The sequence below is a fragment of the Blastomonas aquatica genome (assembly GCF_014639875.1).
Taxonomy (GTDB): Bacteria; Pseudomonadota; Alphaproteobacteria; order Sphingomonadales; family Sphingomonadaceae; genus Blastomonas; species Blastomonas aquatica.
The window spans coordinates 1-23,484 of sequence record NZ_BMGD01000003.1; the positions used below are offsets into that span (position 1 = coordinate 1).

16 protein-coding genes and 1 pseudogene are annotated in these 23,484 nt (G+C 62.4%); 13 read left to right on the top strand and 4 right to left on the bottom strand.

What is annotated here, in order from left to right; translation table 11 throughout:
• From traA to IEW00_RS08070, 5 genes and pseudogenes are all read left to right on the top strand, one after another.
• The coding region (gene traA, locus IEW00_RS08050) for a Ti-type conjugative transfer relaxase TraA (RefSeq protein ID WP_188513904.1) at nucleotides 1–2,853 on the top strand (2,853 nt) is incomplete at its 5' end.
• A 9-nt stretch (nucleotides 2,854–2,862) separates the two neighbouring features.
• On the top strand, nucleotides 2,863–3,009 hold the full coding sequence (locus tag IEW00_RS08055) for a hypothetical protein (protein ID WP_188513905.1): 147 nt from the start codon (nucleotides 2,863–2,865) through the stop codon (nucleotides 3,007–3,009).
• Nucleotides 3,010–3,085: 76 nt separating this feature from the next.
• Nucleotides 3,086–3,274 (top strand): helix-turn-helix domain-containing protein, encoded by a 189-nt coding sequence (locus IEW00_RS08060; protein ID WP_229736899.1) that lies wholly within the window; start codon nucleotides 3,086–3,088, stop codon nucleotides 3,272–3,274.
• Nucleotides 3,275–3,702: 428 nt separating this feature from the next.
• A pseudogene (locus IEW00_RS08065) lies at nucleotides 3,703–3,846 on the top strand (DMT family transporter); the annotation flags it as partial.
• Nucleotides 3,847–3,966: 120 nt separating this feature from the next.
• A complete protein-coding gene (locus IEW00_RS08070; RefSeq protein WP_229736900.1) occupies nucleotides 3,967–5,169 on the top strand; it encodes a glycoside hydrolase family 6 protein in 1,203 nt (400 codons plus the stop codon).
• Nucleotides 5,170–5,176: 7 nt separating this feature from the next.
• Here the strand turns inward: IEW00_RS08070 and IEW00_RS08075 are convergent, their stop codons facing one another.
• Nucleotides 5,177–6,259: a LacI family DNA-binding transcriptional regulator gene (locus IEW00_RS08075; RefSeq protein ID WP_308419316.1), complete on the bottom strand. Its 1,083-nt coding sequence runs from the start codon at nucleotides 6,257–6,259 to the stop codon at nucleotides 5,177–5,179.
• A 140-nt stretch (nucleotides 6,260–6,399) separates the two neighbouring features.
• On the opposite strand from IEW00_RS08075, the gene IEW00_RS08080 reads away from it, so the two are divergent.
• From IEW00_RS08080 to IEW00_RS08100, 5 genes are all read left to right on the top strand, one after another.
• Nucleotides 6,400–8,925 carry a glycoside hydrolase family 3 protein gene (locus IEW00_RS08080; RefSeq protein WP_188513907.1) on the top strand — a complete coding sequence of 842 codons (2,526 nt, stop codon included), beginning with the start codon at nucleotides 6,400–6,402 and terminating at the stop codon, nucleotides 8,923–8,925.
• 22 nt (nucleotides 8,926–8,947) lie between these two features.
• Nucleotides 8,948–11,572 (top strand): TonB-dependent receptor, encoded by a 2,625-nt coding sequence (locus tag IEW00_RS08085; RefSeq protein WP_188513908.1) that lies wholly within the window; start codon nucleotides 8,948–8,950, stop codon nucleotides 11,570–11,572.
• A 229-nt stretch (nucleotides 11,573–11,801) separates the two neighbouring features.
• Nucleotides 11,802–12,977 carry an MFS transporter gene (locus IEW00_RS08090; protein ID WP_188513909.1) on the top strand — a complete coding sequence of 392 codons (1,176 nt, stop codon included), beginning with the start codon at nucleotides 11,802–11,804 and terminating at the stop codon, nucleotides 12,975–12,977.
• Between the two features lie 116 nt (nucleotides 12,978–13,093).
• Nucleotides 13,094–14,377: a sugar MFS transporter gene (locus IEW00_RS08095; RefSeq protein ID WP_188513910.1), complete on the top strand. Its 1,284-nt coding sequence runs from the start codon at nucleotides 13,094–13,096 to the stop codon at nucleotides 14,375–14,377.
• Nucleotides 14,378–15,287: 910 nt separating this feature from the next.
• Nucleotides 15,288–15,500 (top strand): hypothetical protein, encoded by a 213-nt coding sequence (locus IEW00_RS08100; RefSeq protein ID WP_188513911.1) that lies wholly within the window; start codon nucleotides 15,288–15,290, stop codon nucleotides 15,498–15,500.
• Between the two features lie 496 nt (nucleotides 15,501–15,996).
• Here IEW00_RS08100 and IEW00_RS08105 read toward each other — a convergent pair whose 3' ends face one another.
• Entirely contained in the window at nucleotides 15,997–16,821 is an 825-nt protein-coding gene (locus IEW00_RS08105) for a transglutaminase-like domain-containing protein (protein ID WP_188513912.1), read from the bottom strand.
• On the bottom strand, nucleotides 16,815–17,768 hold the full coding sequence (locus IEW00_RS08110; RefSeq protein WP_188513913.1) for a transglutaminase family protein: 954 nt from the start codon (nucleotides 17,766–17,768) through the stop codon (nucleotides 16,815–16,817). Before IEW00_RS08110 ends, IEW00_RS08105 begins: the two co-directional genes overlap by 7 nt.
• Nucleotides 17,769–17,782: 14 nt before the next feature.
• Between IEW00_RS08110 and IEW00_RS08115 the strand changes: the two genes are divergently transcribed.
• The gene (locus tag IEW00_RS08115; protein ID WP_229736902.1) at nucleotides 17,783–18,577 is read left to right on the top strand and encodes an N-formylglutamate amidohydrolase; all 795 of its coding nucleotides are present in this window, start codon (nucleotides 17,783–17,785) and stop codon (nucleotides 18,575–18,577) included.
• 406 nt (nucleotides 18,578–18,983) lie between these two features.
• On the opposite strand, the gene IEW00_RS08120 is transcribed toward IEW00_RS08115, so the two are convergent.
• Nucleotides 18,984–20,495 carry an aminotransferase class V-fold PLP-dependent enzyme gene (locus IEW00_RS08120; RefSeq protein WP_188513915.1) on the bottom strand — a complete coding sequence of 504 codons (1,512 nt, stop codon included), beginning with the start codon at nucleotides 20,493–20,495 and terminating at the stop codon, nucleotides 18,984–18,986.
• 454 nt (nucleotides 20,496–20,949) lie between these two features.
• Here IEW00_RS08120 and IEW00_RS08125 point away from each other — a divergent pair, with 454 nt between their 5' ends.
• Nucleotides 20,950–21,174 (top strand): hypothetical protein, encoded by a 225-nt coding sequence (locus IEW00_RS08125; RefSeq protein ID WP_188513916.1) that lies wholly within the window; start codon nucleotides 20,950–20,952, stop codon nucleotides 21,172–21,174.
• Between the two features lie 157 nt (nucleotides 21,175–21,331).
• The gene (locus IEW00_RS08130) at nucleotides 21,332–23,425 is read left to right on the top strand and encodes a TonB-dependent siderophore receptor (protein WP_229736903.1); all 2,094 of its coding nucleotides are present in this window, start codon (nucleotides 21,332–21,334) and stop codon (nucleotides 23,423–23,425) included.
• The last annotated feature ends 59 nt before the right edge of the window (nucleotides 23,426–23,484 follow it).

A 23,484-nucleotide genomic window follows, 5' to 3' on the forward strand; every position in this document is an offset into this window, starting at 1 on the left:
GAGAAGCTGCACGACGACCGGCTCGGGCGCACGCACGACTTCACCAACAAGGCCGGTGTCGTCCATAGCGAGGTCATGCTGCCCGAAGGGGCGAATGAAGCCTGGTCCGATCGCGAAAAGCTCTGGAACGATGTTGAGGCGGCCGAGCTGCGCAAGGACGCGCAACTTGCCCGCGAGATCGAGTTCGCACTGCCAAGGGAGATGACCCAGGCGCAGGCGGTCGAGCTGGCCCGGGACTTTGTCAAAGCGGAGTTTGTCGATCGCGGCATGGTCGCCGATCTCAATGTCCATTGGGATATCGGCGTGCATGGTGAAGCGAAGCCGCATGCGCATGTCATGCTCACCATGCGCGAGATCGTTGTCGGCGAAGACGGCAGCGCGACATTTGGCGCGAAGGTGCGGGACTGGAACCGGACCGAGCTGCTCACCCACTGGCGCGAGGCATGGGCCACACATGCCAACCAGCGCATGGCCGAACTCGATATCGATGCGCGGATCGATCACCGCTCGCTGGCAGCACAGGGGATCGACCTGGAGCCGCAGTCGAAGATCGGCGCTGCGGCCTCGCGCATGGCGGGTGAGGGGCTTTCGCCTGAGCGGCTGGCAGAGCATGCCGACATTGCGCGATCAAACGGCGAGAAGATCATCGCTGATCCGAATATTGCCCTCAATGCGATCACACATCAGCAGGCAACGTTCACCACGCGCGACCTTGCCATGTTCGCCCACCGGCACAGCGCCGACAAGGAGCAGTTCGATGCTGTGATGTCTGCGGTGAAGAGCGCGCCCGAACTCATTGCCCTGGGCAGGGACGGGAAGGGCAATGGCCGGTTCACTTCGCGGGAGATGATCGAGACCGAGCAGCGGCTCGAGCGTGCGACGATCCGGCTTGAAGCACGGCGCAGCCATGCTGTTCCTGAACGTTATCGCGAGCTGGCGCTGGCCAATGCAAAAGCGCGCGGCATGGACCTGTCGGCTGAACAGCGCGGGGCGCTGGAGCATGTCACATCCGCAAAAGGCGTCAGCAATGTCATCGGCTATGCCGGAACGGGGAAAAGCGCGATGCTGGGGGTAGCGCGCGAGGCATGGCAGCGCGCCGGCTATACGGTGCAGGGAGCAGCACTCTCGGGCATTGCAGCCGAGGGCCTCGAGCATGGCTCGCGCATCCCATCGCGCACGCTAGCGAGCCTTGAGCATCAATGGGGGCAGGGCAGGGAGCAGCTGACCAGCAAGCACGTCCTCGTCATCGACGAAGCCGGCATGCTCGGCACGCGGCAGATGGAGCGCGTCGTCACGCATGCTCAACAGCAGGGGGCCAAGGTCGTCATGGTTGGCGATCCGCAGCAGCTGCAGGCTATCGAGGCAGGCGCTGCGTTCCGGGCTGCGGCCGAGCGGCATGGCGCTGTCGAGATTGCATCGATCCGGCGGCAGCAGATCGACTGGCAGCGCGAGGCGACGCGCGAACTTGCAACGGGCAGGACCGGTGAGGCGCTTGGTCGCTATGAGGAAGCCGGACATGTCCATGTCGCCGAGACGCGCGAAGCTGCGCGTGCTGCGCTGGTTGATGCCTGGGATCGCGATCGGCAGGCCAAAGCTGATGCCAGCCGGATTATCCTCACGCACACCAACGACGAGGTTCGGGCGCTCAATGAAGCTGTGCGCGAGAAGGTGCGCGCGAGCGGCGATCTTGGCGATGACGTTTCGCTGAAGGTCGAGCGCGGCGCGCGGCAGTTTGCCGATGGTGACCGGGTGATGTTCCTGAAGAACGAACGCTCGCTGGGCGTGAAGAACGGATCGCTCGGCTCCGTCGAGAGTGTCAGTGCCCTGCGCATGGCGGTGAAGCTGGATGACGGTAAAGCCGTGGCGTTCGATCTGAAAGACTATGCGCATCTCGATCATGGATATGCAGCCACCATCCACAAGGCGCAGGGCATGACGGTCGACCAGGTCAAGCTGCTGGCGACGCCGGGCATGGACAGCCATGGGGCCTATGTTGCGCTGTCACGGCACCGCACCCAGGTCAATTTGCACTACGGCAAGGATGACTTTGCCGATCGCAGGGCGCTCACCCGCACGCTCAGCCGTGAACGGGGCAAAGATATGGCTAGTGACTATGCGCGGCAGCCGGAGAAGGTCGCCGAGCAGCAGCCACAGCGCGAGGCACGCACCGCGCTCAAGGTCAGCCGTACCGGCCATCTCGCTGATCTGCTCAAGGGCGCAACCCCCGCGCCGCAGCGCGAACCGGCCGCGCAGGCAAGGACGAAAGTCGTATTGCCCGAACAGGCAAGCGATAGGCAGGCATTCGACAAGGCCGTGCAGCGCTTTGCGCGGGTGGCGCAGGGCATTGTCGGCATGCGCGACAGGGGGCTTCAGCCGCTGGCCTCGCAGCGGACAGCGCTGGACAAGGCCGGGGCGGAGCTCAATGCGCTGAGGCCCAACAGCTTTGGCGATCTGCGCAAGGCGGTGAACTGGGATCTGAGCCTGATCCCGGAAGCCGTGAAGGGCCGCACCGATCGGGCGATCCAGGCGATGGAGCAGCAGGCGAAGCTGCGCATCGAGGCGCAGCGCGTTGCTGCCGCCAATGAGCGGCGGGCCGATGTCTTTGTCGATCAGTGGCAGCGGCAGTCCGAGCAGTATCGGGCGCTACGCAAGAACGGCAGCGCGGCGGCATCAGACAAGGTGCGGGCGGAGCTGGTTGGCATGGTCAAGGGGCTGGAGCGTGATCCGCAGCTTGAGTCGGTGCTCACCAACCGGCGTCCGCAGCTGGGGCTGGACGCCATGAGCACGAAAACGCTGTCTCAGGACCTCCAGAAATCGCTCGGTCTCTCGCGCGGGCTCGGCGTGGGCATGTAGCCATGCGGGATGGACGATACTGAACTTGATCCTTCCCCCGAAGAAATCCCACTGGAGCAGGTGCTGGAGGCGATCGCGCGGCGGCTAGCTGGCTTGAGCTCTGCGGTCGATGGCTTTGCTGAGCGGTCGTTGGTTCTGGACTATCCTCTCGCCTAGATTTGAAACGATTGGTGCCGCAATGCATGGAACGCCCCTTCCCCCCTCGTCACCGCTGTCGATTGAGCCAATCAGCATGCGGGTTCCCGATGCCTGCCGCTTCACGGGCATTAGCCGAAGCACCCTGTACCTACTAATCGCGCGGGGCGAGGTCGAAGTCATCAAAATGGGATCTGCTACGCTTGTGCTAACTGAAAGCTTGCGCCAGCTGGTCGAGCGTCATCGCTATCAGGGTCCGAGCCCCAGAACCAAAATCGACCAATGACCACCTTGGCCGCCTGGGCCGAGAATTTAGCCAATCATCGATTGTCTGCTCTGGATGTCCGCTTTGCGCCCCCATCCCGGTCATTGCGGTTTACCAGCCGATTGCTTGAAAGCGGACTTAGTCATCAACCGGCCCCGGCAACCGGGTCTGAGGCTGACCAGCCGTTCCGACCAACTCAACAAATGTCAGTTTCCGCCAATAGCGGACATCCGGCGTTTTTACATCTACGAGCAGATATCGGGGATTGCAGCAGGCAGTTTTGCTGCGCCCTCGCTAGTTGTTCCGCCGCTCCCGAAAGACCGGAAAATGTTAGGATAGAAAGTGACATAATGATCCGACCACGAAGCGCGTAGGCTGACTTGGCTCTCGCTCAGAAAGAAGGAGATTCGGTCAGAATCTTGAAGCCGAAATTTTGCAAGCCGATCATGCCGGGGGTGGCGATGGTGCTGTCGACGCTATTCGAAGGCTATCGCTGGAGCCTGCTTGCCGCCGCCGGTGCCGCGCTCGGCATGATCGGCTTGGTCATCGCGATGCGGGCGCGCAGCCCCAGGACACGGTACCTTTCGGGCTGAGGCACCGAATCGGTTGCAGTTTTTTGTGCAACCCGGTTGATTTGCCCGAACCATGGCGCGACCCTCGCGCGCGGGGGCGGAGCAACGGACAATCCGCCAGCATGGACATATTGGGGAGCGATGATGCGACGGAACGGGCTTGCCTTGGTGTTGGTGTTGCTGATGCCCGTGATGGGCGCGCGGGCCGCTGACGATGCGTCCAGACTGTTCATCGATGACAGCAGCACAACCATGAAGGCCGCCGATAGGTTGGCGGGGGGAGCGCGGGCCGATGCCATGCGCCTGGCGCGCGTTCCATCCGCCACTTGGCTGGCCTATGGCACGCCCGAGATTACCGAGGGACTGGCGCGCGATGTCACCGAACGTGCTGCTGCTGTCGGGCAGATTCCGGTGCTGGTTGCGTACAACATCCCTTATCGCGACTGTGCGCTCTATTCGGCCGGGGGCGCAGCGGATGGAGCCTCCTATCTCGCCTGGATCGGCGGGCTTGCCAAAGGGGTCGGGGACCGCACGGCGATCGTCGTGCTTGAACCCGACGGGCTTGGCGTCATCCCTTGGCATCGCACGCTGGCGGGGGTTGTCGAGGGGTGCCAGCCCAAGGGCCACGACGAAGCCGCCGCCGCGCGCCGTTACGATCAGCTGCGCGGCGCGGTGGCGATCCTTGCCGCGCTGCCGAACGTCCGAATCTATCTCGACGGCACCGGCAGCAGCTGGCTTGCCCCCGGAGAGATTGCCAGCCGCCTGATCCGTGCCGATGTGGATAAGGTCGCGGGCTTTTTCCTCAACGTCTCGAACTTCGAGAGCGATGCGCGCGCCGTGCCCTATGCCCGCTGGGTCAGCGATTGCATCGCGCTGGTCAGCCGCACTGGGCTCGATCCGCGCGCCTGCCCCAGCCAGTTTTCCGCGGACCCTTTCGAGAAGCCCGATAACCGCAGGTGGATCGATGCCGCATATGACCGGCTGTTTGCCGAGCGCGGCCTGAAGCGCGCGCCCCAGTCGCAGAAACACGCGCTGATCGATAGCAGCCGCAATGGCTTGGGGTCGTGGAAGCCGCCTGCCGGGCGCTATCGCGATGCCGAGGTCTGGTGCAATCCGCCGGCCAGGGGTCTGGGACGCAGGCCGACTCTCGCGAGCGGCGAGGCCTATGTCGATGCCTTTCTGTGGATCAAGGTACCTGGCGAATCGGATGGCGAATGCCTACGCGGCACCGCCGGGCCGGAAGATCCGGAACGCCGCATCAAGGCACCAGCGGCAGGCCAGTGGTTCGTCGAGCAAGCGCGCGAACTGATCGAGCTCGCCAAGCCGCCGCTGGACCGCGACTAGACGCGCATCAGGCGATTGCCGGGGCCGCCGTCGATGCGCGCACCAGCAGTTCGTGCGCATGGTCGCGGCGCTGGGCGCGCTCTGGCGCGCCGTTGCCGTCAAGCAGCGCGATCAGCCGATCGGCGGCGTCCCAGGCCATCTGCTGCACCGGCTGGTTGACCGTGGTCAGTTGCGGCCAGGCGGTGCGCGAGACCTCAGAATTGTCGAAGCCCGCGACTGAAAGGTCCTGCGGGACCGACAGCCCCATTTCCCTGGCCGCTGCGATCGCTGCCACGGCCATGTCGTCATTTTGTGCGAGGATTGCGGTTGGGCGCTGCTTGCGGGACAGCAGGGTGCGGGCGACCCGATAGCCGATGTCATAGGTGAAATCACCGGTGACCACGAGCGCGTCGTCGATTGCCACACCAGCCTCGGCAAAGGCGCGGCGATAGCCTTCCAGTCGGCTGCCACTGGCGGCGTGCGAGGGATCGCCCAGGATAATGCCGATCTGGCGATGCCCCAGCACCAGCATATGCTGCGCGACCGCATGCCCGGCTGCGCTTTCGTCCATCGCCGCCACTAGCCCGCGACCCAGATCGCGGTGCGGCGTGATCCGCGCATAGGGCAGGCGCTGGCGTTCCAGCATGTCCAGCAGCAACGGCTGGTCGCAGGCTGGTGGGGCGAGCAAGACCCCGTCCAGCCCGGCCCGCAGCAGCAGCTTGCCCAGCTCTTCGGTACGGCTCGCGACATAAGCGAAGGGCAGCACTACCAGCCGGTAACGCTCATCGTCGAGTCGGCTGAGCGCGCCGTTCTGCAATTCGACGACATAGCTGGGGCTGGGCCGTTCATAAGTCAGGCCGATCAGGAACGAGCGTCGGGCGATCAGGCTTTGCGCAGCCAGATTGGGGTGATAGTCGAGCGCTTTTGCAGCCTCTTTCACCTTCTGGCGTACCGCGGCGCTGACATGCGGCGCATCGTTGAGCGCGCGTGACACGGTCTTGGGGGTGACCCACGCCACCCGCGCAATATCAACGATCGTGGCGCGCTTTGAAATTGTTCCCTCCAGACGGTTGCATGGCCCCTGAACAGGTTCCAGGGGGAATTCCTCCAACGGAGACCCCCCGGCAGGGCGATGCGATATGTCCCCTTTAGCGCCTCTCTTGACTTGTGTCGATGGATGGCGGTAAACGTTGACCGAGAATCGGTAAACGTTGTCAGGCCCAAACAAGCGCCGACAGGATGGGAGGGGTGATGATCGTGCCGCATGGGGCTGTCCTTGCATTGCGTAATGCGTCGCTGATGGCGCTGGCTTGGCCGCTCGCGCTTGGCGCCGGCCCTCTTTGTGCAGCCGCCGATGCCTCCAGCGCTGCTGCCGCCAGCGCACAGGCGCATGCCGAACTCTGGCCGCAGCGCGAATCGAAACTGGCGCTCGATCCTGAAGTCGAGCGGAAGATCGACGACCTGATCGCCGCGATGTCGGTCGAGCAGAAGGTTGGCCAGATCATCCAGGCCGATATCGCCAGCGTCACTCCGGACGATGTGTATCGCTATCATCTCGGATCGGTGCTGAACGGCGGCAACTCAGCCCCCGGCAACCGCTACAATGCGCCTGCCAGGGATTGGCTGGCTGCTGCCGATGCCTTTTACAGCGCGTCGATGAAGCCCAACGCCAAGCTGCCGCGCATCCCGGTCATCTGGGGTAGCGATGCGGTGCACGGCCATAACAACATCGTCGGTGCAACGCTGTTTCCACACAATATTGGCCTCGGCGCCGCGCGGAACCCGGACCTGGTGCGCCGGATCGGCGAGGCGACAGCAATCGAGATGCGAGTCACTGGGCTCGACTGGACCTTTGCCCCGACGCTGGCTGTTGTGCGCGACGACCGCTGGGGGCGAACCTATGAGGGCTTTGGCGAAAGCCCGGAGATCGCAGCCAGCTATGCTGCGCCGTTGATCGAAGGGCTGCAGGGCAAGGTCGGCGACAAGGACTGGCTCCGCGGGCCTCACATCATCGCGACAGCCAAGCATTTCCTCGGCGATGGCGGCACTTATGGCGGCAAGGACCAGGGCGATGCTCAGATGCCCGAGGCAACGTTGCGCGATCTGTTCAGCCCGCCCTATCTGCCCGCGCTTGATGCCGGGGTGCAATCGGTCATGGTCAGCTTTTCGAGCTGGAACGGCGTGAAGATGCACGGCAACCGCTCGCTCCTGACCGATGTGGTCAAGGATCGCTGGAACTTCGACGGGTTCCTGGTCGGCGACTGGAACGGCCATGGTCAGGTTGCAGGCTGCACCACCACCGATTGCCCGGCCTCGGCGGTTGCCGGGCTGGACATTTACATGGCGCCGGATAGCTGGAAGGACCTGTACCGCACCACGCTGGCGCATGCGAAACAGGGCGCACTGCCCATGGCGCGGCTCGACGATGCGGTGCGCCGCATCCTGCGGGTCAAGCTGCGCGCCGGAGTGTTCGAGGCGGGCAAGCCTTCGCAGCGCCCTTATGGCGGTCGCTTCGAGCTGCTTGGCAGCGCCGAACACCGCGCTCTGGCGCGCGAGGCGGTGCGCGAATCGCTCGTGCTGCTGAAAAATGCGGGCAGCCTGCTCCCGCTCAATCCCGGCGCGAACATCCTGGTTGCGGGCGACGGTGCGGACAACCTGACCAAGCAGACCGGCGGCTGGACTTTGAGCTGGCAGGGGACCGGCACCAAGCGCAGCGATTTCCCCAATGCCCAGTCGATCTGGGAAGGCATCGCCGCCGAGGTGAAGGCCGCAGGCGGTATGGCAACGCTGTCGGCCGAAGGCAAATTTACCACCAAGCCCGACGTCGCCATCGTGGTCTTCGGTGAAGACCCCTATGCCGAATTTCAGGGCGACCGGCCCGATATCGGCTATGACGACGCCAGATCGCTCGAACTGCTGCGCAAGTTGAAGGCGGCAGGGATCCCGACGGTCTCGGTCTTCCTCTCGGGCCGGGCGATGTGGGTCAACCCCTTCCTCAATGCCTCGGACGCTTTTGTCGCCACCTGGCTGCCGGGGTCGGAAGGCGGCGGCGTGTCAGACATGCTGTTCGGCAAGGCCGATTTCCGCGGCAAGCTGCCCTATAGCTGGCCTAAGGCCAGTGACCAGACCGCGGTCAATATCGGCGATCCGGGCTATGATCCGCTCTTCCCCTATGGCTTTGGCTTGACCCTGGCCGACGAGGGCGAGCTCGCCCCGCTGCCGGAAGCGCGCGCCAGCGTAGCTGTCGCTGATCCCGGCGTGCTGTTTGCTGCGGGCAAGCCCGGCGCCGGGCACCGGCTGCTGATCGGTCCGCCGGGCAGCCTTTCGACCAATCCCGGCCCCGATCTAATCGAGGCGCGCGCTGCCGACCGGATTGCGCAGGAGGATTCTGTACGGCTCCGCTGGACAGGAGCGGGGCAGGCGGTGGCCGCCATTGTCCGCGAAGCCCCCGAGGATCTTTCGCGCCAGTCGAATGGCGAGCTGGCCCTCGAAATCGAACTCAAGGTCGATACCCCGCCAACGGCTGGGGTCAGCCTGTTGATGGGGTGCGGCGCGCAGTGTGCTGGCGGCTTCCCGCTCGGCCCCATGCTCACTGCCGCCGCAAAGACCGGCCAGTGGACGCGTATCGCGGTTCCGCTGAGCTGCTTTGCAGAGGCAGGCGTCGACATGACCCGCGTCGATACGCCGCTCAGCCTCGCGACCGCGGGCAGGCTCGAAATCGTCATGTCGTCGGCCAGAATCGTCTCGCCGAGCAGACCGGTAGTTCAATGCAAATAAGATTGAGAATAGGGAGGATGTCATGAACACAAACCAGTTCACACGCGCCGCGCTTTTCGTGCTGTTGTCGACCTCGGCGGCTTTGCCTGGCTATGCGCAGGATCGCCCTGCCGACGGGGCGGAGCGCGACAAGGACGACATCATCGTCACCGCCAACCGGCGCGAGGAAAATTTGCAGGACGTCTCGGGCGTCGTCCAGTCGTTGGGCTCCGAACAGCTGCGCCGGGACGGTATCGCCGAACTGCGACAGCTGCAGCTGGCCGTGCCCGGCCTGAGCATCGCCAACCAGGAAGGCAATGTCGAGATCTTCATCCGCGGCGTCGGTTCGGCAAACAATACCGAACTGGGCGATCCCGGCGCCGCCCCGCATCTCAACGGCACCTATATCCCGCGTCCGCGCGGGCTCGGTCTGATGTTCTATGACCTTGAGCGCGTCGAGGTGAACAAGGGGCCGCAGGGCACGCTTTACGGGCGCAACGCGCTGGCGGGCACGCTCAATATCATCACCGCCAAGCCCAAGCTGGGCCAGTTCGGCGGCTATGCCCAGGCGGAGGTATCGAACCGCTCGTCTTATGCAGCGGAAGGCGCGATCAACGTGCCGCTGGGCAGCACCGCGGCGCTGCGCGCTTCGGCTTACTACGTCAACCGCGATTACGGCTTCAACAACGTGTCCACCGGTGCGCCGGCAAACACGTTGAAGCCTGCGGGGCTCGAAGAGAATTACGCCGCCCGCCTCTCTTTCCTCTGGGAGCCGAGCGACCGCTTGAGCATCTCGATCATCGGCGATTACGGCAAGGAGACGGGGACCGGCTATCCCGGTGCGAACATCTTCAGCGCGGTCGCAGCGACCGGCCTCAGGCCCGACAAGCTGAACCTCAGGGATGTCGTCTATCGCGGCCTGCAGGGCGATATGGAAAACGAGCTCTGGGGCGTCCAGGGAAAGATTGCCTATGATTTCGGTACTTTCGGTGCCGAGCTGACGGGCAGCTACCGCTCGGTCGATTTCTATCAGGTCAACGCCTCGAGCGACGGCATCGACTTTCCCGGTCGCGACCTATCGGCGGTGCAGTACGACAATTTCTCGGGCAATTTCTGGCAGACCAAGTCCAAAAGCCAGGTCTATGAAGCGCGCATCTTCGCCAATGAAGACCAGCCGCTCCGCTGGAATCTGGGCGGCTTCTATTTCAACGAGGACCAGGCGGTCGGCTATCTCGCGCTCGCCGATCGCGGCTATTGCTGCTATTCGGCGACCGAATTCGTGATGCCGGAGGTGAAGGGCGAAAGCTTCGCCTTCTATGCCGACGGAACCTATGACGTCGCCGACCGGCTGCGGCTGATCGCGGGTATCCGCTATACCGAAGAGAAGAAGTCGCGTTTCGGCATCGGCGGGAACTGGGCGCTGACGTTGGGGGGCGAGGATTTCGCCTGCTGCTTTGCGACGCGCGTCGGCACCGAAGGCTTCCGGCCGGCCTTGCTCGACCGGCCCAACTTCAACGTGTCGAACATCACCACACCGCGCGGCCAGGCGCAGTTTCTGATCGAAGGCATCGCCCGGCCGGGCCTGCGCGACACGCTGATCGCGCAGATCGGATCGATCGCCAACGGCACCAACCCCAATGGGACCTGTATCGATCGGCCCGATATCGACAATGGCTTCGTCAACTGTCCCGCGGTCAACCCGGCGGATCGCAATGGCGGTTTCAGCTTTGCGAACCTTACCATTCCAGGTCAGCAGATTGGGCGTGCCAAGTTCGATTTCATCGACTGGCGCGTCGGGGTCGAATTCGACATCAACGACGACCACATGCTCTATGCCAAGGTCTCGACCGGGCACAAATCGGGCGGCTTCAACGACAGCTTCAACGGGTCGGCGATCCCGGAAGAATTCCGGCCCGAAGACCTGCTGGTCTATGAATTCGGCAGCCGCAATGCCTTCGACCTGTTCAACCGCCCGGCGGTGTTCAACCTGACCGGCTTCTATTACGATTATAACAACCAGGTCTTCCAGGACCTGACCTGCATCAACCTCGACACCACTCAGTCCCCGCCGGTGTGCAACGGCTTTTCGCTGGTCAACCGCAATATCGGCACGTCGCGGATCTATGGGGCAGAGGCCGAATTGCGCTTCAAGCTGCCGGGCAGTTTCGCGGTGGATCTGAACGCGGCGTTCCTAGATACCCGCATTACGCGCGGCACGGTGGCCGATGCACGCGCGCAGGATTTTGGCGCAGGCGGCAATTCGCCGCTGATCAGCCTGGTGGGCAACCGCCTGCCGTTGGCGTCGAAGATCAATCTCAGCGCGCGGCTGTCGCAGTCCTTCCAGGCGGGGCCGGGCCGGTTCGACTGGCAGGCGCTGCTCAACTACCGCTCCTCCTATTTCCTCAGCCAGTTCAACGAGGATGACATCGTCTTCCTCGACGGCACGCGACAGACCTCGCTGGCTGCGGGCTTCCCCGACCGGCAACAGGGCTTTTCGACGCTGAACCTGGGCATGGGTTATACGATCAGCAACTTCCGCATCGAGGCCTGGGCCAGCAACTTCCTGAACGAAGAGATATCGCAAAAGGCGCTGGTCGGATCGTCGCTCAATATCCGCTTCCTCAACGATGCGCGCAGCTATGGTCTTCGCGTTCGCGTGGACTTCTAGGCGGGGCTCCGGCTGCTGCCGGTCCTTCGTGCGGATTTCTGGTGTTCGGTGATCTCTCCGCGACGAAATGGACCATTTCCCGCGCGATCACTTCAGGCATAAGGGGGCCAACGCCCGGGCCGTTCATGCGCTTGTGGCGGATGAGCGGTCCGGGAGGGCGGGCCTGGGTACGGTGCGGATGAAGCCATGGGTGCCGGAGCTGGAGCATGAGCGTTGGGCGGCAGACCCGGTGACCCGGGACACGGCACGGCCGAGCCCTGGCTTTCTGCTGCTCTATGCGCTCGCCTATGCCGGCGGCGTCATCGCTTATACCCCGTTCCTGATGCTGATGCTGCCCGCTCGGGTGACCGAACTGGTCGGCAACCAGGATGTGCGTTGGCTGGGCTATATCGTCTTTGCCGGGGCCATCGCCGCCAGCCTTTCGGGCGTCGCCTCCGGCTGGCTGAGTGACACAAGCCGTCGCCGCAGGGAATGGGTCGCGTTGGGCTTGGCAACGACGGTGGCGCTGCAACTCGCAATCGCACAGGCAGGCACCATCCAGACGCTGCTATGGCTGGTCGTGGGCTGGCAGATGGCGCTCAACTTGATGCTCACTCCGCTGGTCGCCTGGGCCGGCGATCACGTGCCCGATGACCAGAAAGGGCTGCTCGGCGGCCTGTTGTCGCTTGCGCCGCCCTTGGGCGCGCTTTCCGCGATGCTGTTGCCTGAAAATGGCTCGGAAGACCTGGGCGCCAAGGCTGCGACCATCGCTGCCATGACGGTGACGCTCGTGCTGCCCCTGTTGCTGTTTTCCCCATCGGCACCGCCCCCGCTTGCGCCCGTCAGATCGGCTGGCACGGCTGTCGTGCATGCTTCGGTCACCGTCCGGGTCTGGCTGGCGCGGCTGTTGATGCAACTATCGGGTGCAGCGCTGGCAGCCTATCTGTACTTCTGGCTGCGCAGCCTCGACCCCGCGCTGGACGATGACGGCAAGATGCTGCTCTATGCAGGCGGGCTGACGGCCTCGGTCGGCGCTGCGCTGTTGCTGGGGCGCTGGACCGATCGCCATGGCCGCCCTTTTGCCGCTCTGGCACTGACCGCCGTCGCGGCGGCAGCGGCGCTGCTGATCATGGCACTGGCGGACACGCCGGCGATTGCCAAGTTGGCCTATATGCTGTTCGCTACCGCCAATGCGGCGTTTCTGGCGCTGCATGCCAGCCAGACGCTGCGCATACTGCCTCATGCAGCTTCGCGCGGGCTGGGGATCGGTCTGTTCAACCTCACCAACACCGCACCATCGCTGATCATGCCCTGGATCGCGATTTCGGTGGTGCCGGACTTTGGCTATGCCAGCCTGTTCGTGGTTCTGGCGCTGCTGGCGCTGGCGGCGGCGCAGCTGCTGTCCAGCCTGCCGCAAGATGCATGATGCCGCCTGGCCGGACGGTCCGATGCTCTGTGCTTTGGGCGATCCGTGCACGGATCGCGCATCGAAATTTGACAAGAAGGCGGGCAAGGGCCCGCCGCTAGAATGAGGATGATTGCATGGCGCTCGCACCGCAGAACATGAACGGCAATCCTGCAGAGTCAGGAGGGCATGTCGATGCGCCTGAACTGCGCCTGTTCGTCTTCGGGCTGTTCTTTATCTTCGGCGGCATCACCTCGCTCAATGATGTGATCATCCCAAAGCTGAAAGAGCTGTTCACGCTGAACTACACACAGGCGATGCTGGTGCAGTTCTGCTTCTTCACCGCTTATCTGCTGATCGGCATTCCGGGAGCCAAGCTGGTCAAGAAGGTCGGCTATATGCGCGGCGCGGTGTGCGGGCTGTTGCTGATGATGCTGGGCTGTCTGCTGTTCATCCCCGCTTCGCGCAATGCGACCTATGGGCTGTTTCTGTTCGCGCTGTTCGTGCTGGCGAGCGGCGTGGTGATCGTCCAGGTCGTGGCCAATCCGCTCATCTCGATGCTGGGCCGGCCGCAGACCGCGTCGAGCCGCCTGACATTTGCTCAGGCGTTCAACTCGCTGGGCACCACCATCTTCCCCATTGTCGGATCGGCGCTCATCCTCGGCAGCCTCGCCTCGGTCGGTGCGGACCAGTTTTCCGGCCCGGCGCTCGATGCCTATCGCACCGCGGAAAGCCAGGCGATCGTCAACGGCTATCTCGGAATTGCGGCCGCGCTTGCGGTGGTGGCCGGCGCGGTGTGGCTGTTCCGCAACCGGTTGAAGGGCGAAAAGCACGAAGCAAGCAGCGGCCTTGCCGGGTTCGACCTGCTCAAGCGCCGTCGCTTCGGCTTCGGCGCCCTGTGCATTTTCCTGTATGTCGGCGCAGAAGTCTCGATCGGCTCGCTGATCGTCAACTATCTGATGCAGCCCCAGGTCATGGGCTTGCCCGAACAGGCGGCAGGCAAGCTCATCGGCCTGTACTGGGGCGGCGCGATGGTCGGCCGCTTCATCGGATCCGGCCTGATGCGCTTTGTCAGCCCCAACAAGCTGCTCGCTGCTGTAGCCATCGGAGCCATCGCGCTGATTATCGTTTCCACCAGCACCAGCGGTGCGGTATCGGGATACAGCCTGCTGGCCATCGGCCTGATGAACGCCATCATGTTCCCGACCATCTTCAGCCTGGCGTCGGACCAGCTTGGCCCTCGCGCTGCCGACGGATCGGGCATCATCAACATTGCGATCTTTGGCGGGGCGGTGATCCCGCTCGCCACTGGCGCGCTGGCCGATGCGACCGGCAATCTGGGCCTCGCGATGCTGCTCCCGGCTTTGTGCTATGCGGTGATCGGCGGCTATGGCTATTACGCGCGGCCGCAGGCGGTGTGATGCGAGCGATGCCTGGCGGCCACCTGTGCGGCGCGCCAGCCAGGCCGGGGAGACGCGGTAAGGCGGACGGCAGTTCGCCGATGATCCAGACGTGCGTGGACGCGCGTCGAGGGAAGTGGCGCATCATTGGGGAAGGGTTGGGATACTGTGGGGTGTTGCACCCATCGGGCAGGTCCATCTGCGAAGGGCCTTGGTCAAAGGCACCAACGATGGGATAGTGCAGGTCGGGCAGGTTCGCCCGGGCTGCTGCAATTGATCGTTCACGAACACGCTGCGCCGGGCCAGCGCCTAATCGCTGAGATGGTCTAGCACTGGCATTTGCCATTCCACCTCGCACAAGCTCCATCGGGCAGGCTGATCTGCCCGCATTTGCATACGGTGAGCAGCATCTCGCAGCCGAACCTCCAAGAGAATTTATCGAATTCCTTGCCTCGCTTGCTGAGGAAATCGGAAAAAATATTCGACATGAATAGAGTGTTGTGGCATAAAATCGAGCAGGTTAAAGACCGCGTAGGGTAGTTTAGGGAACGGTGCGTGGGAATGGTATCATTGGCGAATTATTTAAAAAAATATTTCAAATACATAGACTTAACTTAGTGAAGCCACCCTCTCCGCCAGTGGCTGGTTTGAATTGGTCCAGCACATTCCAAAATCTACCTGCAAGTGATAGAATAGAGGTAACGGCAGAAAACTGAGGGGGACATCAGGACTTTTGCCAAATCGGTTCCTGATCACACGCCCTTGAAATACAGGCCGAGCGTGTTGTTCAGGTCTTCCTTGAAAATCAGCGCATCTCCGACTCTTTGATAGGCAATCTTCCGTGCCGCTGTTTCGCAGCCGATGACCCTGAATCCTTGTGAAATTACGGCGTTTATCCCCTTTGGATACGTGATTGATGCAACGCCCTGAAATGGCTGACGTTGCTCACCTCGGAGGAGGTGAGCAAGTCATGGGCCTTGATTTAGTTCTAGAGTTTGAAATTGAAAAGGGTCGGAGCCCCGATCTTGAAAGTGTCGCCCGCGCGCTGCTGGCTTGGAATGATGCCGTCCAAGCAGCGTGCGCCGCCATTTCGCCGAGTGTAAAAGTAGTCGTGGAGCTGGCAGGGGTCGAGCATGGCAGCTAAAGCTTCAAGCAAACACGGCGCGTTCTGGAGGGCGTCGGGGAGTCTCTCGAGGAAGGCGCTGCGGAATTTCCGATAGTCTGGAAATCAACAAAGGCGCTGGCAAAGTGCATCGCAGGCGGTGTGCTTTTATCCGCAATAGCCGCCGAAATGGCTCCCGAAACTGGTAAACCTGATGACCAGATGGAAGTGTTCGAGGATATGCCCCGGGCTGCCCGTTCCATTTCCATGCGATCCCCAACCAATTCATCGACATTTATGCCGACATTCCGTTTTCAACGAACGAGGCCAAGATAATCGTCGTTACCGGTGTCCTCGAACTCACTGGCCAAAACGAGAGCGGCATGTTCTATCGGATGAAGGCGGCCAGTCTCGCTTGATGCTGGCACCAGTGCGCCCGCCACGGCTTCTGGGTGAGCAACTGTAAATTGTGGGCAGGTGGCCGCGATAGACCAAGCAACACGCCCGGTTGGTGTGACGGGACTCAGTCCCGGTGCTGCTATTGCGGGGTTTTGACTGATTCAACCTCGTCTGTGTGCACCAGGAAGGACGTAAGCTGTGCGGGTCCGAACGCCGTGGTGAGCGCGGTATCGGTCGCGTCGCGGCCGCGCGCCATCAGGATGCGGCCGATACGCGGGCGATTGTGGCGCGCATCGTAGGTGTACCAGTCACCTGCGATATAGACGTCGATCCAGGCAGAGAAGTCCATCGGCGCATCGACGGGCGGGATACCGATATCGCCGAGATAGCCAGTGCAATAGCGCGCCGGTATGTTCATGCAGCGACACAGTGTGATCGCAAGATGGGCGAAGTCGCGGCATACACCCTGCTTTTCTTGATATGCGTTCCAGGCGGTTTTGTCCGAGCGCGCATGTTCATAGCCGAACTTGATATGATTGTGGACAAACGCCACGATCGCATCGACGCGGTCGCGCGCCGACTCGAACTGGGCGAATTCGGCCCAGGCCACCCCCATCAAGCGGTCGGTCTCGCAATAGCGGCTGCCCAGCAGATAGATCAGGATGTCGTCGGGCAGCTCCGCGACCGGTGTCGATGGCGCATCGGGAGCGCGGGCATCTTCAAGACCGCTATCTTCGATCACGAAATCGGCTGACAGCGTGACGCCGCCCGGTGGGACGGTGAGCCGGGTGCAGATGTTGCCGAAGCTGTCCTCGTAATTATAGATCGGAATGATCGGAGAGGTCTCGATCTGCTGCGGTGTCTGCAGGTCCTTCTGTCGCGATGGATGGATGCTCAGCATCGCCATCATCGGCGTCGCACTCGCGGTTTCAAAGTGTATTTCATATCCAGCCCTGATCAGCACGTTTCCGAATTCCTCATGTTGTCGGCACTCCGGGTATTGGTGGCTCCGCCCGAACCCCTGGCTGGATTGCTGCCGGTTTCGGCTTTCAGCACATCGACGGTCACATCCATGCCGAGATAGCTCGCAGGAAACCCGCTCCAACTCCCCGACAGAGGCACTGCCTGATAGGGATCGCGCGCGACTGCGACGCGGACGAGACCGCGACTGCCGACGATGCCGTTTGTGGGGTCGAATTCGATCCAGCCCGAGCCGGGAAGGAAGACCCGCACCCAGGCGTGGGTGTTGCCACCGCCGACGCGTCCTTCGCTGCGGCCGGGGCTGTAGACATATCCCGATACAAACCGGGCCGCCAGACCAAGCGCCCGGACCGCTTCGATCATCAGGACAGCGAAGTCGCGGCATGTCCCCTGACGCAAGGTGAGAGTTTCAATTGGCGACTGCGTCCCCTTTTCGTGCCGGGGCACATAAGTGAAGCTCTGCTTGATCGTCGTCGCCATGTCAGTGAGCAACTCGAGGGTGTCGGTGGGACCGTCCTTGCGGAGAAAATTATACGCCCATTTGTCGATCACCCGTCCGACATCGAGATATTGGCGTTCAATCGAGCGGAGGAGATCAGGCATGTCCTCAGAGGCATAGGTAAAAGGGAAAAGGCGGGCATAATCCTGGATGTCGATTTGCTCGCGTTCGAGCGGCGCATGATCGAGGGTCATCTCGCTCACCACCTTCAGGATCTTCGCGCGGGTGTCGAACAGCGCGATGGCGACCGAATTGCCGAGCACATCGTGCAGCCATCGCAGCTCGCACGGTCGGGGAGAAATATCGAGGTCGGCCTTCACAAGGCGCTGGTCGAAACTCTCGCGCGGCCTCATCATGATCCTGTGCTCGCCGAAGGCCACCGGTTGGCGATACCTGTATTCGGTCGTATGGCGGATCGTGAGCAAGGGCATGAAAGGCTTTCGTGGTGACGCTTCTTGAAAACCCCCTCCTTGGGGCACCCGATCCTGCGCCAGCTAGGCTCTTCAACGCGGGTGGGCAGTCTCCGTTCCTTATCGTCGGCGATCACGCCGGAAACGCCATCCCGCAGCAATTGGGGACATTGGGCCTGCTGGAGGCCGACCGCATGCGCCACATCGCGTGGGACATCGGCGTGTACGACCTCGGGAAGGCGCTCGCCCAAGCCCTCGATGCGCCTTTCCTTTTTCAGCACTATTCGCGGCTTGTCATCGACTGCAACCGCGACCCTTATCATCCTGATGCCTCGCCCGCCGTCTCGGACGGCATAGTGATTCCAGGCAATGCCGAGCTCACACCAGATCGGATTGCCGCCCGGGTCGCGGCGATCCATGCGCCTTATCATTCGCGCATCGCAGCAGAGCTGGCTCGCCGCGCAGCTGCGGCGCAGCCGACGATATTCCTCGCCCTGCACAGCTTCACACCCACGCTGGACGGCACATCGCGCCCTTGGGAAATCGGGATCCTCCACGATGGGGGCGACACGCGTTTCGCCGAGGCACTGCTCGCAGAGCTTATCGCGCGCCCGGACATCACTGTAGGCGACAACGAGCCCTATCAGATGGATGCGACCGACTATAGCGTCCCGCGACACGCCTATGCGGCCGGCATGCCTTATGCCGAAATAGAAATCCGGCAGGATCTACTTGCCGAGGCGGGCGGTGTCGCAGCGTGGAGCCTAACCCTCTGCTTGGCTTGTAAAGCGGCGCTTCAACGGATCGCAGCGACGGGCGCGGGCTCCTGACATCGGCCACGCAGAACGCTCTTGGTCCGCGTTATTGGTGTGCGTTTCCAGCTGTCTGGCTGGTGAGGGGCGGTGTCCCGATGACAGGATGCTCGTTGGCAGTGGAATTGCATCGGGGGACGATGGCCGCCAGCAACCCCGCGCCCTCCCGCAAAGCCGTGAGCCTGGAGCTGGCCGGCTCGCGCACGGTGTTCTTGCCTGGATAGAGATTTTTGCCTGGATGGGGTTTTTGCGTAAATGGGCATGGCCCTCGGCGAGCACGCGCGACGCGTCGGCCGTAAGCGTACCGAAGGCGGTATCGGGGCGATGCTGATAGCCCCGGACGCGGCGGTGTCGGCAGGAGTTTTTTTGAGAGGACGCTGTTGGATCGAGCGATCTTCGAACTGTCCGATAATCCCTCGAACCCTCAAGCCATCTGCCGGATCACCCTGAGAACCTCGTCGATCTCAGCGGGCGTGTTGCGGATGCTTGGCGTGAGGCGGACATGGGGGATGGCATAAGGAGCGACCGATGCAATGATCTTGCGCTCGCGCAACCGCGCAACAGCGGCGTTTGGCGACAAGCCTTCAATATCGAAAGCGACGATCCCGGCAGACTCCCGGCTGCTCGCCGGGGTCTGCACCGTCACGGCGTCGATGGACCGGAGCCCTTCCTTAAGCTGGCCAGCAAGCTCGTAGGTGCGTGCCGCGACCCTGGACTTGCCAATTGACTGTATCCACTCAAAAGCATCCAGCAACGCCCATTTGTGCTCGAATGCCTGGAAGCCGCCGGGGGTCATCCGCTGGGCATTGTTGGGCCCCGCATCGCCATTGTCGGTCACCCAGCTGGTGAAGGCCCCGCTTTCCAGAAAGCTCGGTATCGATGGGATCAGCGGCGCATATCCCTGCTCCCCGGCGACGATGATCCCCGTGCCGCGTGGGCCGAACAGCCATTTGTGGCACCCGGCCATTAAATAGTCACATCGAAGGTCGGACAGTTCGACATCCTCAACGCCAAACCCGTGGACGCCATCCAGGGCGAACACGATGCGCCGCTCCTGCGGGCGCGACGAATTGATCTTTTCAATGGCGTCCCCGATGGCGCCTGCAGGCAGCTTGTAGCCCGTGCTTGAATGCACCCAGGTCAGCGCGACCACGCGGGTGCGTGGATTGATGCCGGCCAATATCCGCGCGACGGCTTCGTCCGGGCTCAGCGTTTCGGTACGTTCGTATAAGACGATCCGCCGCACCCGCGCGCCTGTCCGCTTGGAGAGCTGCCTGATCGCTTCGATTGTGACGTAATAGTCCTGCTCGGTCGAAAGGATCTCGTCTTCTGGTGCCAGTTGCATGCCGTTATAGACCATGCCCACGCCCATCGTCGTACTGTCGGTCAACGCAATCCTGCCAGACCCCACGCCCAGAAAATTCCCCGCAGCGGACCGCGCGGCGTTGAGGCCGGATGAGTTGTTGGCTTCCAGATACGTCACTGGGTCGCGGTCGAGGCCCTTTCGGTGGCGCTCGATAGCTTCACGCACCGGCTTGGGGTGCGATGAGATCAGCATCGCGCTCATATGGATCGTATCTTCGGACAGATCGAATTGCGCGCGGACGTCTTCCCAATCAGCCGAACCTGTCAGCTTTGGCGGGTGGGGACCATTGCGCCGGTTCGAGGTGGGGGCGTCGGCCGTGCCGCTTTCACCGTCACCGCGATCGCACGCCGAGACCACGCCGGCCGCAAGCACGGCGGCACCGACCGATCCCATGAAACCGCGGCGATCGAGCGCGTCATTTGCCAAGAGATTCTCCGTCATCGCCGCCATCTTTCCCACAATTTCAGTTGCATCGATAAGCCTTCGTCTAGGACGTGGAGAAGGCTGGGTTATTTTCGGCCAACATTTCCGCAACGGGCGCTTGCATTGATATCTAATGCCGTGCCCCAAGGGGCTTGTGCTGTCGGACCATCCAGAAAATCGCGGTTTTGGCGTGAGCCAAAATAGGCGACGTCAGTCGGCGGTGCCTGCCCATCTGCTCAAACAGCGGGCTCGCTGCTCACTTCATCGAACATAGCGGGACGCTGAATACGACGATTGTAGCCAACTGAAGGTTCCAAGCGCTCGGCAGAAAGTTGTCGCTCAGCAACACGACAATGGCGTCAGCTCCTGGATGGCAGGCTTTGGTACGCACCCCAGCGAGGCCGCCGCCCGGAATCATCAGTCGCACAACGCAAAAAACTTCTTGATAACAAAATGATATAATGTATCACGCAGTTGGCGTTGGCCGTGGGGGGCGGCGCTGCTTTTGGGGAGCGACGCTGTCACCATGACTCGATACGCTGAAGTGTTTTTGCGAACCTTGCTGGCTGTAACGGCATTCGTGCCAGCACCTGGCCTAGCTGTGGACGACGCCGCGACGATGATCGTGAGCAGCCAGCGTCAGGCCTGTCGCGGCGACTTTACCTCGCCCAAGACTGCGCAGGCCTTCACCGAGACAGGACAGGAGCAGACCGACAACAACGGGTTGACCCCGCTCGTCGATGCGCTTGACCCGTCGGCACCGGTTGCGCGGAAAACCATGAATATCACCTACGGATTGACCCCAATAGGTCAGTGCCAGCAGTGATATTAAATCACATTCACACCCGCACAGGTGACCTGCGAAGGGGCGCCGAGCTCATAGACCGCAGCGTTGCATTGGCTGCCATCGATCTGGAGTTATGATAATGCTGCGGTACGCACCTTGCGCCGGACTAGCCACAAGCCTTACTGTGTTTTCGCTGATGAGTGCGCCGGTTCTGGCGCAGGAATCTGCGGAGGAGGCTGCAGAGTTGGATCAGCAGATAACCGTCACCGGTGTGCGCCAAGCCTATCGCGGTGACTTTGTGTTATCAGAAATACCGCAGGCAATCGCCCAGATCGATGAGGCTGCGTTGAAGGCCAACAACATTCTGCGCCTTGTCGACGCGCTCGATCTCAATGCTTCGGTTTCCCGGCAGAATTCGCTCGGCGGGCTGTTTGACAGCTTTGCTGTCCGTGGCTTTGCTGGCGACGAAAACATTCCCACGGGGTATCTTGTCAATGGCTTCAATGGCGGACGCGGCTTCGGCGGTCCGCGCGACGTTGCTGGTCTCGAGAGGATAGAAGTCCTCAAGGGGCCTGCCGCGGCTGTGCTCGGTCGAGGAGAACCTGGCGGAACCGTCAACCTCGTCACCAAGCAGGCTGAGATCGGGCGCACCTTCGGCAACGCATCCCTCCAATACGGCAGCTTTGATCGTGTTCGGACCGAAGCGGATTTCAATCTCGCGCTCTCAGGCGGGCTTACGGCGCGACTGATCGGCTATGCCGAAAGCGGCGATACGTTCCGTGATACCGTGAACCAGCGCCGTTGGGGCTTCCTGCCATCGATCGGATTGGCTATCGGTCCCAATACCCGCGTCACGTATGATTTTGAATGGACGCGGGTCGAGACACCTTTTGACCGGGGCATCGTCGTGCTCGATGGCAATTTCAGGACCGTGCCGCGCAACCGCTATCTGGGGGAGCCGGGAGATGGTGACCATGTCGCCCGCGCCACCGGCCATCAGCTTCGCGTACAGCACGACTTCAGCGAACGCTGGAGCCTGCAAGTCGGCGCCAGCCTGCGCGACACCCTGCTGACGGGCTTTTCGTCGGACGCAGAGCTTGTTCCTTCGCGCCAGAAGCTGTTCGTCGATGGTCGATCGCTGTCGCGCCAACGCCGTTCGCGGCGGTACGATTCGCGCCAATGGGTCGTGCGCGCCGAACTGTCAGGCGAGTTCGAAACCGGATCGTTGCGCCATCGTGTTCTGATCGGTGCCGACCGTGACCAGTTCGACAACGACCAGCAATTCGGTCGTGTTCGCCCGCCTGTGCTGACGGCAGGCACCACCGATCGCGCAGGCTATGTCCTCGACATCCTCGCGCCTGTCTATGGCCGTTTCCCGCTGCCGACCCCGGCTCCGCAGAACGACCGGCTGGACGTGCAGCGTTCGACAGGCGCATTCATTCAGGATCAGATCGAACTGACCGACCGGTTGCAGGTGCGGATCGGCGGTCGCTACGATGATGTCAGCCTCCGCACACTCAACCGTCTTACCAGCATCGACAGCCGACTCAGCAAGGGGCGGTTCAGTCCGCAAGCGGGCATCGTCTATCGTCTCAGCGAACCAATCACGCTCTATGCTGCCTATGGCGAGGGCTTTCGCGCAAACATCGGCACCGATGTCACGGGCTCGATCTTCGATCCCGAAACGAGTCGTTCGAAGGAAATCGGCGTCAAGTTCACGATGCTTGATGGTAGTCTCAACGGAACGCTCGCGGTGTTCCAGCTGGACAAGAACAACGTCCTTGCCAGCGATACGGGTAATCCGGGGTTTTCCGTGGCAATCGGCAAGGCGCGGAGCCGAGGTATCGAATTCGATCTGGCCGGCCAGCTGCCGGGCGAGATCGACGTGATCCTGAGCTATGCCTATATCGACGCGGAGGCGCGCTCGACGCTGCTTGAACCCAATTTCAATTTCCAGATCCGCCCCGGTGATCCATTGATCAACATTCCCGACCACAATCTGAACATCCAGGCGAGCAAGCGGTTTGCGGTCGCAGGTCGAGAGGCGCAGCTGGGCGCGGGGGTACAATATGTCGGCAGCCGCTCGGGCGAGACCGGCACCGCTTTCACCCTGCCTTCACACACGCTGGCACGGCTGTTCGGCGAATTCGAGCCGATAGAGGGCGTAACGGTTTTTGCAGCGGTCCAGAATCTGTTCGATGCACGCTGGTACGCCAACAGCTATTCGCCGCTGTGGGTGCAGCCGGGCACGCCACGCACTGCGTCAGTCGGCTTGCGGGCGAGTTTCTGATAGGATGGTGGCGTTCGAAACCCTGGGAACAGCGCTGTCGTTGGTCCCTGATGCGGCCG

Bases quoted from the DNA above. Each gene is read 5' to 3' on its own strand.
- IEW00_RS08110 (WP_188513913.1), bottom strand. From the start codon at position 17,768: ATGCCCTTGCTCACGATCCGCCATACGACCGAATACAGGTATCGCCAA.
- IEW00_RS08055 (WP_188513905.1), top strand. From the start codon at position 2,863: ATGGACGATACTGAACTTGATCCTTCCCCCGAAGAAATCCCACTGGAG.
- IEW00_RS08100 (WP_188513911.1), top strand. From the start codon at position 15,288: ATGGCTGACGTTGCTCACCTCGGAGGAGGTGAGCAAGTCATGGGCCTT.
- IEW00_RS08130 (WP_229736903.1), top strand. From the start codon at position 21,332: ATGAGTGCGCCGGTTCTGGCGCAGGAATCTGCGGAGGAGGCTGCAGAG.
- IEW00_RS08080 (WP_188513907.1), top strand. From the start codon at position 6,400: ATGATCGTGCCGCATGGGGCTGTCCTTGCATTGCGTAATGCGTCGCTG.
- IEW00_RS08085 (WP_188513908.1), top strand. From the start codon at position 8,948: ATGAACACAAACCAGTTCACACGCGCCGCGCTTTTCGTGCTGTTGTCG.
- IEW00_RS08070 (WP_229736900.1), top strand. From the start codon at position 3,967: ATGATGCGACGGAACGGGCTTGCCTTGGTGTTGGTGTTGCTGATGCCC.
- IEW00_RS08060 (WP_229736899.1), top strand. From the start codon at position 3,086: ATGCGGGTTCCCGATGCCTGCCGCTTCACGGGCATTAGCCGAAGCACC.
- IEW00_RS08095 (WP_188513910.1), top strand. From the start codon at position 13,094: ATGGCGCTCGCACCGCAGAACATGAACGGCAATCCTGCAGAGTCAGGA.